14 protein-coding genes are annotated in these 15,512 nt (G+C 52.9%); 12 read left to right on the top strand and 2 right to left on the bottom strand.

Annotated elements, in window-relative coordinates:
• The first annotated feature begins 1 nt into the window (after position 1).
• The 7 genes from ispD to rpoS all read left to right on the top strand — a co-directional run bounded on the left by ispD (position 2) and on the right by rpoS (position 5,913).
• Positions 2-721 carry a 2-C-methyl-D-erythritol 4-phosphate cytidylyltransferase gene (ispD, locus tag GE278_18070; protein ID QLK62548.1) on the top strand — a complete coding sequence of 240 codons (720 nt, stop codon included), beginning with the start codon at positions 2-4 and terminating at the stop codon, positions 719-721.
• Positions 721-1,194 carry a 2-C-methyl-D-erythritol 2,4-cyclodiphosphate synthase gene (ispF, locus tag GE278_18065; GenBank protein QLK62547.1) on the top strand — a complete coding sequence of 158 codons (474 nt, stop codon included), beginning with the start codon at positions 721-723 and terminating at the stop codon, positions 1,192-1,194. The genes ispD and ispF overlap by 1 nt, the downstream gene beginning before the upstream one ends.
• Positions 1,195-1,213: 19 nt before the next feature.
• Complete coding sequence (gene truD / locus GE278_18060; protein QLK63336.1) at positions 1,214-2,263, top strand: tRNA pseudouridine(13) synthase TruD; 1,050 nt, start codon at positions 1,214-1,216, stop codon at positions 2,261-2,263.
• Positions 2,244-3,008 (top strand): 5'/3'-nucleotidase SurE, encoded by a 765-nt coding sequence (gene surE, locus GE278_18055; protein ID QLK62546.1) that lies wholly within the window; start codon positions 2,244-2,246, stop codon positions 3,006-3,008. The genes truD and surE overlap by 20 nt, the downstream gene beginning before the upstream one ends.
• Positions 2,998-3,624, top strand: coding sequence for a protein-L-isoaspartate(D-aspartate) O-methyltransferase (locus GE278_18050; protein ID QLK62545.1), 627 nt, complete (start codon positions 2,998-3,000; stop codon positions 3,622-3,624). Before surE ends, GE278_18050 begins: the two co-directional genes overlap by 11 nt.
• A 231-nt stretch (positions 3,625-3,855) precedes the next feature.
• The gene (gene nlpD / locus GE278_18045; protein QLK62544.1) at positions 3,856-4,875 is read left to right on the top strand and encodes a murein hydrolase activator NlpD; all 1,020 of its coding nucleotides are present in this window, start codon (positions 3,856-3,858) and stop codon (positions 4,873-4,875) included.
• Between the two features lie 51 nt (positions 4,876-4,926).
• Positions 4,927-5,913 (top strand): RNA polymerase sigma factor RpoS, encoded by a 987-nt coding sequence (gene rpoS, locus GE278_18040; protein ID QLK62543.1) that lies wholly within the window; start codon positions 4,927-4,929, stop codon positions 5,911-5,913.
• A gap of 148 nt (positions 5,914-6,061) precedes the next feature.
• Here the strand turns inward: rpoS and mutS are convergent, their stop codons facing one another.
• On the bottom strand, positions 6,062-8,608 hold the full coding sequence (gene mutS / locus GE278_18035) for a DNA mismatch repair protein MutS (GenBank protein ID QLK63335.1): 2,547 nt from the start codon (positions 8,606-8,608) through the stop codon (positions 6,062-6,064).
• A gap of 281 nt (positions 8,609-8,889) precedes the next feature.
• Here mutS and mltB point away from each other — a divergent pair, with 281 nt between their 5' ends.
• The 4 genes from mltB (at position 8,890) to recX (ending at position 12,626) form a co-directional block, all read left to right on the top strand.
• A complete protein-coding gene (gene mltB, locus GE278_18030) occupies positions 8,890-9,993 on the top strand; it encodes a lytic murein transglycosylase B (GenBank protein ID QLK62542.1) in 1,104 nt (367 codons plus the stop codon).
• A 158-nt stretch (positions 9,994-10,151) separates the two neighbouring features.
• Complete coding sequence (gene pncC / locus GE278_18025; protein ID QLK62541.1) at positions 10,152-10,646, top strand: nicotinamide-nucleotide amidase; 495 nt, start codon at positions 10,152-10,154, stop codon at positions 10,644-10,646.
• Between the two features lie 107 nt (positions 10,647-10,753).
• Positions 10,754-11,818, top strand: coding sequence for a recombinase RecA (gene recA / locus GE278_18020; GenBank protein ID QLK62540.1), 1,065 nt, complete (start codon positions 10,754-10,756; stop codon positions 11,816-11,818).
• 115 nt (positions 11,819-11,933) lie between these two features.
• Positions 11,934-12,626 carry a recombination regulator RecX gene (recX, locus tag GE278_18015; GenBank protein ID QLK62539.1) on the top strand — a complete coding sequence of 231 codons (693 nt, stop codon included), beginning with the start codon at positions 11,934-11,936 and terminating at the stop codon, positions 12,624-12,626.
• Here recX and GE278_18010 read toward each other — a convergent pair.
• Positions 12,546-12,827, bottom strand: a complete 282-nt coding sequence (locus GE278_18010; protein ID QLK62538.1) for a hypothetical protein — start codon at positions 12,825-12,827, stop codon at positions 12,546-12,548. The two genes, recX and GE278_18010, sit on opposite strands and share 81 nt — an antisense overlap.
• Here GE278_18010 and alaS point away from each other — a divergent pair.
• The gene (gene alaS, locus GE278_18005) at positions 12,765-15,392 is read left to right on the top strand and encodes an alanine--tRNA ligase (GenBank protein ID QLK62537.1); all 2,628 of its coding nucleotides are present in this window, start codon (positions 12,765-12,767) and stop codon (positions 15,390-15,392) included. The two genes, GE278_18010 and alaS, sit on opposite strands and share 63 nt — an antisense overlap.
• The last annotated feature ends 120 nt before the right edge of the window (positions 15,393-15,512 follow it).

The following is a 15,512-nucleotide window of genomic DNA, read 5'->3' as shown; positions in this document are numbered from 1 at the left end:
CATGAGCCACACCGCAGTTTCCCTTCCAAAGGTCATTGCCGTTTTACCCGCTGCCGGAATTGGCAGCCGTATGCAGGCAGAATGTCCTAAGCAGTATCTTTCTATCGGCGGTAAAACGTTGATAGAACATTCGATCCGCGCTTTATTGCACAACGACCAGGTCACTAAGGTGATCGTGGCTCTGAGCCCGCATGACACGCAGTTCGCGTCATTACCAATAGCTCAGGATCCCCGCATTCAGGTGGTGACCGGCGGCGGCGAGCGCGCAGAGTCTGTGATGGCGGGTCTTGAAGCTGCCGGAGAACGCGGCTGGGTACTGGTACATGATGCCGCGCGCCCTTGTCTGCATCCTGATGATCTGAAAAATTTACTGGCAATTTCAACGAGCAGTAAGACCGGCGGGATCCTCGCCGCACCGGTTCGCGACACGATGAAACGCGGTGAAACCGGTGTGCAGGCTATCGCGCACACGGTCGACCGACAGGATCTCTGGCACGCGCTGACGCCCCAATTTTTCCCTCTCGAATTACTGAAAATCTGCCTGCGCCGTGCGCTTAGTGATGGCACTGTGGTCACTGATGAAGCTTCTGCAATGGAATATTGTGGCTATCATCCGGTGCTGGTCCCTGCGCGGGCCGATAATATTAAAGTCACCAGGCCAGAAGATCTGGCACTGGCTGAATTCTATTTAACCCGCATATCCCACGAGGAGAACGCATAATGCGTATCGGTCACGGTTTTGACGTACATAAGTTTGGCGGCGAAGGCCCGCTGGTGATCGGCGGTGTGCGTATTCCTTATTCGCAAGGTTTGCTGGCACACTCAGACGGTGATGTCGCGCTGCATGCGGCAACGGATGCCCTGCTTGGTGCTGCGGCGCTGGGTGATATCGGTAAACTCTTCCCAGACACCGACCCGGCTTACAAAGGTGCTGACAGCCGTGAATTGCTGCGCGAAGCGTACCGCCGCATCCGTGCGAAAGGCTATAAGCTGGGCAATCTGGATATCACTATCATCGCGCAGGCTCCGAAAATGGCGCCGCACATTCCGCAGATGCGCGTGTTTCTGGCCGAAGATTTGCAGTGCCATATGGACGACGTCAACGTCAAAGCCACCACCACTGAACAGCTGGGTTTCACCGGCCGTGGCGAAGGTATTGCCTGCGAAGCCGTAGCCCTGCTGATTAAGGAATGATGTTGTGGAAGATTACCGCATGATAGACATGTCCCGTCTCACCTGGTTGCTGGGCGAGCCTGTGGCGACCGGCCAGTTGAAAGCCAATCCGGAAGACTTTATCGTCGAAGAAGACTTGGGCTTTGAGCCGGACGGCGAGGGTGAACATCTGTTAGTGCGGATCCGCAAAAACGGCTGCAACACGCAATTTGTCGCTGAGCAGCTGGCGCGTTTCGCCAAAGTGCATCCGCGCGATGTCAGCTACGCCGGTCTGAAAGACAGACATGCGGTTACCGAACAATGGTTTTGCCTGCACTTGCCGGGCAAAGCCGATCCGGATTTAAGTCAGTTTGATCTCGAAGGCTGCGAAGTGATTCGTGCCTCACGCCATCGCAAAAAAATGCGCATCGGCACACTGAAAGGCAATGCGTTTACACTGGTGCTTCGCCAGATTAGCGATCTTGATAACGTTGAATCGCGTCTGACGAAAATCGCAGAACAGGGGGTGCCGAATTATTTCGGTACCCAGCGCTTTGGCCGCGGCGGCAATAATCTGGTGCAGGCCAAACGCTGGGCAACCAACGAAGCTCGTCCGAAAGAGCGAGCCAAGCGCAGCTTCTATTTGTCAGCCAGCCGCAGCGCGATGTTCAACATCGTCGCCAGCCAGCGTCTGGCTGATAATACAGAGCGTCAGGCGATGCTCGGTGATGCGTTACAGCTCAGCGGGCGCGGCAGCTGGTTTGTCGCGAAAGCGGAAGAGTTTGACTCCCTGCTGCCGCGTGTAGAAAGCGGCGAGTTACTGGTGACGGCGCCCTTGCCGGGGGATGGCCCGTTAGGGACACTGGAAGACGCCGAAGCATTCGAGCTGGCTTGTCTGAGCTCTCAGGCTGATCTACTGTCATTACTGAAACGCGAAAGAGTCGAACCCGCGCGTCGCGCCATCATGTTGCAACCTTTGCAGATGCATTGGCAGCGCTGGGATGATGTGACACTGGAACTCAAATTCTGGCTACCGGCAGGCAGCTATGCCACGAGTGTTGTGCGCGAGCTGATGCATCTGGATGAAATCAATGCGGATATTACTGAGTAACGACGACGGCGTACTGGCTCCCGGCATTCAGGCGCTGGCGTCCGCGCTACGTGAGTTCGCCGAGGTGACGCTGGTTGCCCCGGACCGCAACCGCAGCGGCGCATCCAATGCGCTAACGCTGGATGGCCCGTTACGTATTCAGTCCTATCCCAATGGTGATACCGCTGTCATTAACGGCACGCCCACCGATTGTGTCTATCTCGGCGTCAATATCCTGATGCGCCCGCGTCCGGACATCGTGGTTTCCGGCATTAACGCCGGACCAAATCTGGGTGATGATGTGATTTACTCCGGTACGGTCGCCGCCGCAATGGAAGGCCGCCATCTCGGTTTTCCTGCGCTGGCGGTTTCGCTAGATGGACATCAGCATTACGACACCGCTGCTATCATTACCTGCCGCCTTCTCAGGGCGCTGGCGCGCGAACCATTGCGTACTGGCAAAATCCTGAATGTTAATGTCCCGGATCTGCCTTTGTCTGAAATTAAAGGCATCCGCGTCACGCGTTGTGGTAGCCGTCATCCGGCTGAACAGGTATTTTGTCAGCAGGATCCCCGTGGGCAGGATTTGTACTGGATCGGCCCGCCGGGCGATAAGTTTGATGTCGCACCTGATACCGACTTTGCCGCCGTCGCGCAAGGTTATGTATCAGTGACGCCTCTTCAGGTGGATTTAACTGCCTATGCGGCTCAGGATGTCGTGGTCTCATGGTTAGAAAAGGCCGGGGTGAGCGCGAATGGTGAATAAGCCGATGTATAACCTGCTGGAACAGCTCCGCCAGCAGGGCATTCATGATGAAAACCTGCTGCATGCCATTGAGGCCGTGCCGCGTGAGCGTTTCGTCGATGAAGCATTTCAGCATAAAGCTTACGAAAACACGGCGCTGCCAATTGGCTCCGGGCAGACCATTTCCCAGCCTTATACTGTGGCGAGAATGACCGAACTACTGCGGCTTAAGCCTTCATCACGCGTACTGGAGATCGGCACCGGTTCCGGCTATCAGACGGCGATTCTGGCGCATCTGGTAGAGCACGTGTTTTCGGTCGAACGGATCAAAGGGTTGCAGTGGCAGGCAAAAAGACGCCTCAAGCAACTCGATTTGCACAATGTTTCCACGCGTCATGGCGACGGCTGGCTGGGCTGGCCTTCGCGCGGGCCGTTTGACGCTATTATCGTCACCGCTGCCCCCCCCGAAATTCCCCAAGACTTGCTGCAACAGCTCGATGACGGCGGTGTCATGATCCTGCCCGTCGGTGAAGAGAATCAGATCCTGCAACGCATCACCCGGCGTGGGGATGAGTTCGCTGCTGAGACGATTGAAGCCGTCCGCTTTGTTCCGCTGGTGAAAGGCGAACTGGCCTGATCCTGACATCCTGCAGGACTAACCCCTTAAAATTTAAATACAACTGTTATATGGTGCTGTACTGGCTATGTTGATAGCATCCACTACAGTTTTTTATGGCACAGTGCATTCGGGGATTGGCCTGAGTGGACATGTTGTCTGCCCGCACGGTATGACATGATATGAAAAGCGCCAGCTGGCGCGGTGTGCGTGGTAAAAGCGTTATTCTGAGATTGCCGTAACGGGGGAAATATGAGCACGGGAAGCCCAATAAAAACACTAAGCCGCATTGCGGTCTGTACGTTTATCAGTGCCTGGATGGCGGGATGTACGAACAATTCAACCACATCGGCACCCATTAGCAGCGTAAATGGCGGCGGTAGCGGTAGTCAGGCACGTCAGAATACTCCGAATTCCTCGCAGCTAAATGCGCCTGCGATCGGCTCCGGTGGGCACATTGTGTACAACCGTAGCTACAATTCTATCCCTAAAGGTAGCTATAGCGGCAGCACCTATCAGGTTAAGCGTGGCGACACCCTGTTTTACATCGCCTGGATCACCGGAAACGACTTCCGAGACCTTGCTGCGCGTAACAATATCGCCGCACCATACAATCTGGAAGTCGGTCAAAATATCCAGATTAATAACGTCTCTTCGGCGGCCAGCACCGGCGGATCTTTAGCCGTTACGGACGCGACGAATGGCGGTGTTCCTAAAGTTCCGACGGGGGGAATGCTCACAGGTTCTGTGGTTGCATCTCAACCAACTACCACGTATTCTGATTCTTCTGGTAAACAGAATGTAGGTAAGATGTTGCCTTCATCAGGTGCAGTGACTACCACCACACCTGTTGCCGTAGCCAGTACTCCCGTTACTACTCCGACAAATAATGGCGGTCCGGTTTCCACATGGAAATGGCCGACTGACGGGAAAATTATCGATAATTTCTCAGCTTCTGAAGGGGGAAATAAGGGGATCGATATCGCTGGTTCGCGCGGACAGTCTGTCGTCGCCACCGCCTCAGGGCGTGTAGTGTACGCAGGCAATGCTCTTCGCGGTTACGGTAATCTAATCATCATCAAACACAATGATGATTACCTGAGCGCCTATGCACATAACGATACAATGCTGGTCCGGGAACAACAAGAAGTGCAGGCGGGACAAAAAATAGCGACTATGGGTAGCACCGGAACCAGTTCAGTAAGATTGCATTTTGAAATTCGTTACAAGGGGAAATCCGTAAATCCGCTGCGTTATCTTCCGCAGCGATAACACGGGCAGAGTCTTGAATTCTGCCCTCGGGACCACGGGTAGGAGCAGCTTATGAGTCAGAATACGCTGAAAGTTAACGAGTTACATGATGATGTAGATTTCGATGAGAACAGCGCTGAAGCCTTTGACGAGAAAGCCACAGTCGAAGAGACTGCTGATAACGACGCTGAAGAAGAGTTGTTGTCGCAGACTGTAAGCCAACGAGTGCTGGACGCAACTCAACTGTACCTCGGTGAGATCGGTTATTCCCCTCTGCTTACAGCAGAAGAGGAAGTTTATTTTGCAAGACGTGCGTTGCGTGGGGATGTTCCTTCACGGCGCCGTATGATTGAAAGTAACCTGCGTTTGGTGGTTAAAATTGCCCGCCGCTACAGTAATCGCGGACTGGCACTGCTGGATTTGATCGAGGAAGGTAACCTGGGTCTGATTCGTGCGGTTGAAAAATTTGACCCTGAGCGTGGATTCCGTTTTTCTACCTATGCCACATGGTGGATACGTCAGACCATCGAACGGGCGATCATGAATCAAACCCGTACCATTCGTCTGCCGATTCACATCGTGAAAGAGCTTAACGTTTACCTGCGTACTGCACGTGAACTTGCGCATAAACTGGACCATGAGCCGAGCGCTGAAGAGATTGCTGAGCAACTCGACAAGCCGGTCCACGATGTCAGCCGTATGTTGCGCCTGAATGAGCGTATTACCTCTGTTGATACCCCGTTGGGCGGTGACTCAGAGAAAGCGCTGTTAGACATTTTGGCGGATGAAAAAGACAACGGTCCTGAAGACACCACGCAAGACGACGATATGAAACAGAGTATCGTGAAGTGGTTATTCGAGTTGAATGCAAAACAACGTGAAGTATTGGCGCGCCGTTTCGGCCTGTTGGGTTACGAAGCTGCAACGCTGGAAGATGTGGGCCGTGAGATTGGCCTGACACGTGAACGTGTTCGTCAGATTCAGGTAGAAGGTTTGCGTCGCCTGCGTGAGATCTTGCAGGGACAGGGACTGAGCATCGAAGCTCTGTTCCGTGAGTAATGTGCTCTGCGAGTCATTCGCTTTTTAGGCAATAAATACAGCATCTAATTTGGCATCAAAAAAAACGGTGGGCTAATCCCCACCGTTTTTTATTTCTGTCATTTCAATGTCTGTTATTTCAATAAGCAACATTCACGGTATGCGGCTTTTACACCAACTCTTTCAAACGATAAATCCATTCCAGCGCCTGTCGTGGCGATAACGAATCGACGTCAAGAGCTTCCAACGCTTCAACCGCCGGTGAGACATCTTCTGTCAGCAGCGTCAGCTGCGGGCCATCAACCTTGCTGGCTGCGGCGTTGTTCGACAGCGTTTCCAGTTCTTTCAGTTTCTGGCGCGCGCGTTTAATCACATCACGCGGTACACCAGCAAGTGCGGCCACGGCCAGACCGTAGCTCTTGCTGGCGGCTCCGTCTTGCACGCTGTGCATGAAGGCAATGGTGTCACCGTGCTCGATCGCATCCAGATGAACGTTAACCGTGCCTTCCATTTTTTCCGGCAGCGTGGTCAGCTCAAAGTAATGGGTGGCGAACAGGGTCATCGCTTTGATACGGCTGGCCAGATTCTCGGCGCAGGCCCACGCCAGCGACAAGCCGTCATAGGTCGAGGTGCCGCGGCCGATTTCATCCATCAGCACCAGACTGTTTTCGGTAGCGTTATGCAGAATGTTAGCGGTTTCGGTCATTTCCACCATGAAGGTCGAGCGGCCTGAAGCCAGATCGTCAGCCGCACCGACGCGGGTAAAGATGCGATCAACCGGCCCAATGGTTGCCGCTTCCGCAGGCACATAGCTGCCGATGTGCGCCATTAGAACGATCAGAGCCGCCTGGCGCATGTAAGTACTCTTACCGCCCATATTCGGGCCGGTAATGATCAGCATACGTCGCGCCGGAGACATGTTCAGCGGGTTAGAGATAAACGGCTCGCTAAGCACCTGTTCGACAACAGGATGGCGGCCACCGGTAATGTTGATCCCCGGTTTTTCACTCATGTTCGGGCAGGCATAATTGAGCGTATAAGCACGTTCCGCAAGATTGCTCAGTACGTCGAGCTCAGCCAGCGCACTGGCGCTTTGTTGCAAAGCGGAAAGATGTGGCATCAGCAAGTCGAACAGTGCTTCGTAAAGCGCTTTTTCCAGCGACAGCGCTTTACCCTTAGAGGTGAGGACTTTGTCTTCGTACTCTTTCAGTTCAGGAATGATGTAACGCTCGGCGTTTTTCAGCGTCTGGCGGCGGACATAGTGAATAGGTACCAGATGGCTCTGACCCCGACTGACCTGAATGTAATAACCATGAACGCCGTTGAACCCTACTTTCAGCGTATCAAGCCCCAGCTTTTCACGTTCGCGGATTTCTAAGCGATCGAGATAGTCGGTCGCGCCATCGGCCAGCGCACGCCATTCATCGAGCTCTGCATTATAGCCCGGCGCAATCACGCCGCCGTCGCGAACCAGCACTGGCGGACTTTCAATTACTGCGCGTTCCAATAGTTCCACCAGCTCGGTGAAGTCGCCAGTCTGTTCAACGAGTGTCTGAACATGCTCAGCGCCGGTATCATTTAAAATCTCACGGATTTCCGGCAACTGCTGGAGCGCATGGCGCATACGGGCCAGATCGCGCGGACGTGCACTGCGCAGTGCCAGACGCGCCAGAATACGTTCGAGGTCGCCGACCTGACGCAGTACCGGCTGTAAATCCGCGGTGATATCCTGCAATGCGCCAATGGTCTGCTGGCGATTTGACAGCATCTTGATATCGCGACTTGGCATGTGGATCCAGCGTTTGAGCATACGGCTGCCCATCGGCGTGACCGCCTGATCGAGCACCGCTGCCAGCGTATTCTCGACACCGCCGGCCAGATTTTGCGTCAGCTCCAGATTACGGCGCGTGGCTGCATCCATAATGATGCCGTCCTGCTGGCGTTCCATGGTGACGCCACGGATATGGGGCAGAGCGGTGCGCTGAGTGTCTTTTACGTATTGCAGCAGGCATCCGGCCGCACGCAGCGCCTGAGCGGCCTGTTCGACGCCGAAACCGCTTAAATCTCGGGTGCCGAATTGCAGATTCAGCTGCTGCTTCGCCGTTTCCAGCTCAAACTCCCACATCGGGCGACGACGCAGACCACGACGTGAAGCAATCAGCGTCATCGCCTCAAAGCTTTCCGGATACAGCAACTCTGCCGGATTGGTGCGCTGCAATTCTGCGGCCATCGTTTCCAGATCGTCAGGCTGGGCGACACGGAAACGGCCAGAGCTGATGTCCAGCGTCGCATAACCGAAACCGCGTCCGTCCTGCCAGATGGCAGCCAGCAGATTATCATGGCGTTCGCTCAGCAGGGCTTCATCACTGACCGTGCCTGGGGTGACGATGCGCACCACCTTGCGATCGACCGGTCCTTTGCTGAGTGCTGGATCGCCAATCTGCTCTGCAATGGCAACGGATTCGCCCATCTGTACCAGCTTCGCCAGATAGCCTTCTACAGCGTGATAAGGCACGCCCGCCATCGGGATCGGCTCACCGGCAGAGGAACCGCGTTTGGTCAGCGAGATATCCATCAGCTGCGACGCGCGTTTCGCATCGTCATAAAACAGTTCGTAGAAGTCGCCCATACGGTAAAACAGCAGAACTTCCGGGTTCTCTGCTTTAAGACGCAGGTATTGCTGCATCATGGGCGTGTGGGCTTCCAGTCCGCTCATATTGTTTTTCTTTTGATTGATTTCATTCAATTTTTATTCATCCTGTTGGCTCATAGCGCCTGATGCAACGACTTTACAACGGATCCTAACGTGAGTAGAGGTAAAAAACCACGTTGCTTGCAGAAGATGCGTAATGTCACGCAAATCGCTGAGAACAGGCACCGCAGCCACGTTGTCAGGCACCGCAGCCACGTTGTAAAGACGATGATTTTCAGTTTTTTCGGCTCTGATAATGCACTAACATACCGTCACCTCTTTTATTGCATGGTTACGGATATCCGATGCGCCTCCTGGCTGTCATTCTTCCCCTGGTTTTAACACTTTCTGCTTGTAGCAGTAATAAGCCTCCGGCTCAGCCTGATGGCCCACGCAACCCTTTCTCTGATGGAAGAAATGCCAGCACCAATGCGGCACCCAGCGGCGGTTTTTTGTTGCAGGCTGAACATACCGGTGCAGTCCAGAACGGCGACTTTGCCTACGATCCGGCGATGAATCAGTTTGTCGATAAAATGGTTCGCGAACATGGATTTGACCGTCAGCAACTGCACGATGTGTTGGCGCAAACAAAACGTTTAGGTTTTGTGCTCAGGTTGATGGACCAACAGGCGCCGTCAGGTGGGCCGTCGACTGTACCTAACGGGGCATGGAACCGTTATCGCAGTAAATTCATTACGCCGGACAATGTCCAGAATGGTGTGGTGTTTTGGAACCAATATCAGGATGCGCTGCAACGTGCTGAGCAGGTTTACGGTGTGCCGCCAGAAATTATTGTCGGTATTATCGGCGTGGAAACTCGCTGGGGCCGCGTAATGGGTAAAACCCGCATTATCGATGCGCTGGCGACCCTATCCTTTGCGTATCCGCGCCGGGCTGAATATTTCTCCGGCGAGCTGGAAACGTTCCTGTTGATGTCGCGTCGTGAAGGTGACGATCCGCTGAGTCTGCGCGGTTCCTTTGCCGGTGCGATGGGTTACGGCCAGTTCATGCCGTCGTCTTACCGTGATTATGCTGTGGACTTTAACGGTGACGGACACGCTAACCTTTGGGATCCGATTGATGCTATCGGCAGTGTGGCCAATTACTTCAAAGCACATGGCTGGACCAAAGGCGCGCCAATAGCTATACCGGCAACCGGTCAAGCGCCGTTGCTTGAGAATGGCTTCAAAACCAAGTACCCGCTCTTTACGCTGAAAGCGGCAGGGCTTAGCCCGCTGGGTTCACTGGGGAATTATCAGGAAGCCAGCCTGCTGCGCCTCGATATGGGCACGAATTACCAGTATTGGTACGGACTGCCGAACTTCTACACTATCACCCGTTACAACCATAGCGTGCATTACGCGATGGCGGTATGGCAACTGGGGCAGGCAGTGAAAGCTGCACGATGAACCGGTCGTGATTTTTTTGAGGGTCGCCTGGTGCGGCCCTTATTTTTGATTTTTACCTTAATTCTGAAGGCATCGCGCAAATAACTGCGTTGGGACTCACAGATTGTAAGAGAAATGCTAACATCGGGAGAGTTTCAGCTGAACCGTCAGGAGGGAAGATGACCGAACAACGTTTACATGAATTGAGTGTGGAAATCGGTTCAGAGCTAAAAGCGCAAGGGCTGTGGATCACTTGTGCGGAATCCTGTACTGGTGGATTAATTGCTAAAGCCATCACTGATATCGCTGGTAGTTCAGCGTGGTTTGACCGTGGATTTGTAACGTACAGTAATGCCGCCAAGCACGAACTGCTTGGGGTTTCCGATGCGACACTTGAGCAATACGGCGCGGTAAGCGAACAGGTTGTTCGCGAAATGGCGCAGGGCGTGTTGCATGCTGCCGGAGCTGATATCGGCTTGTCTGTCAGTGGCATTGCCGGTCCTGACGGCGGTTCGACAGAAAAACCGGTCGGCACCGTATGGTTTGGTTTCGCCGGGGGAGACGGGCGGATCGTGACCGCGAAACAGCAGTTTTCCGGCGATCGCGAAGCCGTGCGTTTGCAAGCTGCTGTTTTTGCGCTACAAACTGCATTGTTTGAGTTTCTGCAAAATTAGGCTTGATACTGTATGAGCATACAGTATAATTACTGCCAATTACCTGTACATAAATTATATTCAGTGATGCAGGCGGGATGTTCCCCTGTATCAGACGAGGAGTAAAAATGGCTATTGATGAGAACAAGCAAAAAGCGTTAGCTGCAGCACTGGGCCAGATTGAAAAGCAATTCGGTAAAGGCTCCATCATGCGTCTGGGTGAAGATCGCTCTATGGACGTGGAAACGATCTCTACCGGCTCTTTGTCTCTGGATATCGCGTTAGGCGCCGGTGGTTTACCGATGGGCCGTATCGTTGAGATTTATGGCCCGGAATCTTCCGGTAAAACTACGCTGACCCTTCAGGTTATTGCTGCCGCACAGCGTGAAGGCAAAACCTGTGCGTTCATCGATGCGGAACATGCACTTGATCCTATCTACGCGAAGAAATTGGGCGTAGATATCGACAACCTGCTGTGTTCTCAGCCGGATACCGGTGAACAGGCTCTGGAAATCTGTGACGCGCTGACCCGTTCAGGCGCGGTCGATGTTATCATCGTCGACTCCGTTGCTGCACTGACGCCAAAAGCAGAAATCGAAGGCGAAATCGGTGACTCTCACATGGGCCTTGCGGCACGTATGATGAGCCAGGCTATGCGTAAGCTTGCCGGTAACCTGAAAAATGCTAATACCTTGCTGATCTTCATCAACCAGATCCGTATGAAAATCGGTGTGATGTTCGGTAACCCGGAAACCACCACTGGTGGTAACGCTCTGAAATTCTACGCCTCTGTGCGTCTGGATATCCGCCGCATCGGCGCTATCAAAGAAGGCGACGTGGTGATCGGTAGCGAAACGCGCGTGAAAGTTGTGAAGAACAAAATCGCCGCGCCTTTCAAACAGGCTGAATTCCAGATCTTATACGGTGAAGGCATCAACATTAACGGTGAGCTGATCGATTTGGGCGTTAAGCACAAACTGGTCGAAAAAGCTGGTGCATGGTACAGCTACAACGGCGAGAAGATTGGTCAGGGTAAATCTAACTCCTGCAACTATCTGAAAGAAAATCCTAAAATCGCTGCTGAACTGGATAAAAAACTGCGTGATATGTTGTTGAGTGGCACGGGTGAACTGGCCGCTGCGACCACAGCAGAACTTGCAGACGACGATATGGAAACCAGCGAAGAGTTTTAATTTCGCCGGTATCTGAAAGCAAGGGTTCTTGCCCTTCACTTTCAAAACACAATGTTGTCGAAAAAATGCCAGCCTGGTTTCCAGGCTGGCATTTTTCGCATAAGGGGAGTCATTCATGTCCAATGAAAAAACGCCCAATGGAAACACCATTGACCTGCAAAAGTTGCTCGAACAGGTAGAGCAGGAAAGCAAAGCATCCTCGCTGTTTGCACCTCAGGAAAAAGACGCGGATGCGGCGAAGATTAACTCTCTGATGAACCGGGCGATGCGTTTACTTTCACAGCGCGATCACGGGGAAATGGAACTGCGGAAGAAGTTGCGCACACCACCAGTGCCTTTCGTTAAGCCCGCGAACAAAAAAAGTAGCTGGTCATCTCGCAAGCGACCGGCGCAGAATGAGTTCGCGGATGAAGATATTGTCAGAGCCAAACCCGAGCCGCGTCCGGTGCCGGAAGAGATCCCCGAAGAACATGTTCAGGCGGTGATCGACTATTGCTATCAGCATCACTGGCTGGACGATGCTAAATTTGCCGACCGCTATATTTCAGGGCGCAGCAACAAGGGCTATGGCGCGCAGCGCATCCGTTCAGAATTAATGCAAAAAGGTGTCGATAAAGAAATCATTACGACGGCACTGGAAAATACCGAGGTCGACTGGTGTATTCTGGCGCGCGAACTGGCAGTCAGAAAATTTGGTGAGGATTTGCCTACTGACTGGAAAGAAAAATCAAAAGTTCTGCGTTATTTGCTCTATCGCGGCTTCTTTCAGGAAGAAATACAGTCTATTTATCGCGATTTTGACGATTGACCGCATACGGTATTTTACTTCCCCGCGCAGAAATTTTATCTTATCCGCACTTTTTCGTTCGTGAGCTGTACAGATCGCTGCTCTATGCAGCGTTATCCGGCTCAAGAGCCGTTCTTCCAGCATGATTCCGGGATATTTATGAGCAAGAGCACCGCTGAGATCCGTCAAGCGTTTCTCGATTTCTTCCAGAGCAAGGGACACAACGTTGTTTCAAGCAGTTCGCTTGTTCCGACAAACGATCCGACACTGTTGTTTACCAATGCCGGGATGAACCAATTCAAAGACGTTTTCCTTGGTTTGGATAAACGCGATTACAGCCGTGCCACTACGTCTCAGCGTTGCGTACGCGCGGGTGGCAAGCACAACGATCTCGAAAACGTCGGTTACACCGCACGTCACCACACCTTCTTCGAAATGCTGGGTAACTTCAGCTTCGGCGATTACTTCAAGCATGATGCAATCAACTACGCCTGGGAATTACTGACCGGGGAAAACTGGTTCAATTTGCCGAAAGAAAAGCTGTGGGTCACTGTCTATGAGACTGATGACGAAGCGTTTGAAATCTGGGAAAAAGAAGTCGGCGTTCCAAAAGAACGCATTATCCGCATCGGCGATAATAAAGGCGGCGCGTTCGCTTCTGACAACTTCTGGCAGATGGGTGACACAGGTCCTTGCGGCCCTTGCACCGAAATTTTCTTTGATCATGGCGACCACATCTGGGGCGGCCCTCCGGGTTCTGCAGAAGAAGATGGTGACCGCTATATCGAGATTTGGAACATCGTGTTCATGCAGTTCAACCGTCAGTCTGACGGCACCATGCTGCCACTGCCGAAACCTTCCGTAGATACCGGGATGGGGCTTGAGCGCATCACCGCTGTTATGCAGCATGTAAACTCAAACTACGACATTGACCTGTTCCAGAAATTGATTACCGCTGTGGCTGAAGTCACCGGCGCGACCGATCTGACCAGCAAATCTCTGCGCGTTATTGCCGACCATATCCGTTCTTGCGCATTCCTGATTGCTGACGGCGTGATCCCATCGAATGAAAACCGTGGCTATGTGCTGCGTCGTATCATTCGTCGCGCGATCCGTCACGGCAACATGCTGGGCGCGAAAGACACCTTCTTCTACAAACTGGTTGCTCCGTTGATTGACGTGATGGGCCCGGCGGCAGAAGAACTGAAGCAGCAGCAGGCGATGGTTGAGCAACTGCTGAGAACCGAAGAAGAGCAGTTTGCCCGTACTCTGGAACGTGGTCTGGCCTTGCTGGATGACGAACTGTCTTCGCTGAAAGGCGACACGCTGGATGGCGAAATTGCTTTCCGCTTGTATGACACCTTTGGTTTCCCGCTGGACCTGACTGCTGACGTTTGCCGTGAGCGCAATCTGAAAGTTGACGAAGTCGGTTTCGAAAAAGCGATGGAAGTTCAGCGTCGCCGTGCCCGTGAGTCCAGCGGTTTCAGCGCAGACTACAACAGCATGGTTCGCGTGGACGGCGTCACTCAGTTCTCCGGCTATGAACATACGCAACGCCATTCCAAAGTGATCGCGCTTTTCATCGACGGCCAGTCAGTCAAGGAAATTCAGGCGGGCGATAACGCTATCGTGATCCTGGATGACACGCCATTCTATGGAGAATCCGGTGGACAGGTGGGCGATAAAGGCATCCTGAAAACAGCAGCTGGCATCTTTAATGTGTCCGATACCCAGAAGTACGGTAAAGCTATTGGTCATCAGGGTTCTCTGAACGCGGGTAAACTTAGCGTTGGCGACAGTGTGGAAGCCGAAGTGGATGTTGCACGCCGTGACCGTATTCGTCTTAACCACTCTGCGACTCACTTGCTGCACGCGGCCTTACGCCAGGTGCTAGGCAAACACGTTGCGCAGAAAGGTTCTCTGGTTAATGACAATTACCTGCGTTTCGACTTCTCACATTTTGAGGCGATGAAACCTGAAGAGATTCGTCAGGTCGAAGATCTGGTGAATGCGCAAATTCGTCGTAATCTGCCGATTCAGACCACCATCATGGATCTGGATGAAGCAAAAGAAAAAGGTGCAATGGCGCTGTTCGGTGAAAAATACGAAGACAGCGTACGTGTGCTTAGCATGGGCGATTTCTCCACCGAACTCTGTGGTGGTACGCACGCCAGCCGTACCGGTGATATCGGTCTGTTCCGCATTCAGAGCGAATCAGGCACCGCCGCAGGTATCCGTCGTATTGAAGGGATCACCGGTGAAAACGCGATTAATGCGCTGCATCAGCAAAGCGATTTACTGCAAGATGTTGCGCATATGGTGAAAGGCGATGTGAACAGCATCACTGATAAAATCCGTTCCCTGATTGAACGTTCACGCGTGTTGGAAAAAGAGCTTCAGCAAGTGAAAGGCCAGCAAGCTGCGCAGGAAAGTGCGTCCTTGTCGGGTCAGACTAAAGAAGTGAAAGGCGTTAAGTTGTTAGTTCGTCAGCTGGATAACGTAGAGCCTAAAATTTTGCGTACGATGGTTGATGATCTGAAAAACCAGTTAGGGTCAGTGATCATTGTACTGGCGACCATCGCGGACGATAAAGTCAGCCTGATTGCTGGTGTGACAAAAGATCTGACCGACCGTGTCAAAGCAGGGGAGCTAATTGCTTCTGTTGCCCAGCAGGTGGGCGGCAAAGGCGGTGGTCGTCCTGACATGGCACAGGCCGGGGGAAGCGATGTTCAGGCTTTACCGGCGGCTCTGGCTACCGTAGAGGCCTGGGTTGAATCCAAGCTGTAAGAAGAAATAAATCGCAAACCTGGAAAGCGCTATAATGTATTGTGCAATATGGCGTTTTCAGTCTTAATGGTGGGGTAGGCTTCGCGGCAGGGTCGCGACAACGATGATTTCAGCTAAACT

It is taken from the genome of Enterobacteriaceae bacterium Kacie_13 (assembly GCA_013457415.1).
Lineage (GTDB): Bacteria > Pseudomonadota > Gammaproteobacteria > Enterobacterales > Enterobacteriaceae > Rahnella.
This window is presented reverse-complemented; position numbering and strand designations above follow the sequence as displayed.

Bases quoted from the DNA above. Each gene is read 5' to 3' on its own strand.
- recX (QLK62539.1), top strand. From the start codon at position 11,934: ATGTCCAATGAAAAAACGCCCAATGGAAACACCATTGACCTGCAAAAG.
- truD (QLK63336.1), top strand. From the start codon at position 1,214: ATGATAGACATGTCCCGTCTCACCTGGTTGCTGGGCGAGCCTGTGGCG.
- mutS (QLK63335.1), bottom strand. From the start codon at position 8,608: ATGAGCGGACTGGAAGCCCACACGCCCATGATGCAGCAATACCTGCGT.
- pncC (QLK62541.1), top strand. From the start codon at position 10,152: ATGACCGAACAACGTTTACATGAATTGAGTGTGGAAATCGGTTCAGAG.
- ispD (QLK62548.1), top strand. From the start codon at position 2: ATGAGCCACACCGCAGTTTCCCTTCCAAAGGTCATTGCCGTTTTACCC.
- alaS (QLK62537.1), top strand. From the start codon at position 12,765: ATGAGCAAGAGCACCGCTGAGATCCGTCAAGCGTTTCTCGATTTCTTC.
- ispF (QLK62547.1), top strand. From the start codon at position 721: ATGCGTATCGGTCACGGTTTTGACGTACATAAGTTTGGCGGCGAAGGC.
- rpoS (QLK62543.1), top strand. From the start codon at position 4,927: ATGAGTCAGAATACGCTGAAAGTTAACGAGTTACATGATGATGTAGAT.
- surE (QLK62546.1), top strand. From the start codon at position 2,244: ATGCGGATATTACTGAGTAACGACGACGGCGTACTGGCTCCCGGCATT.
- recA (QLK62540.1), top strand. From the start codon at position 10,754: ATGGCTATTGATGAGAACAAGCAAAAAGCGTTAGCTGCAGCACTGGGC.
- nlpD (QLK62544.1), top strand. From the start codon at position 3,856: ATGAGCACGGGAAGCCCAATAAAAACACTAAGCCGCATTGCGGTCTGT.
- mltB (QLK62542.1), top strand. From the start codon at position 8,890: ATGCGCCTCCTGGCTGTCATTCTTCCCCTGGTTTTAACACTTTCTGCT.
- GE278_18050 (QLK62545.1), top strand. From the start codon at position 2,998: ATGGTGAATAAGCCGATGTATAACCTGCTGGAACAGCTCCGCCAGCAG.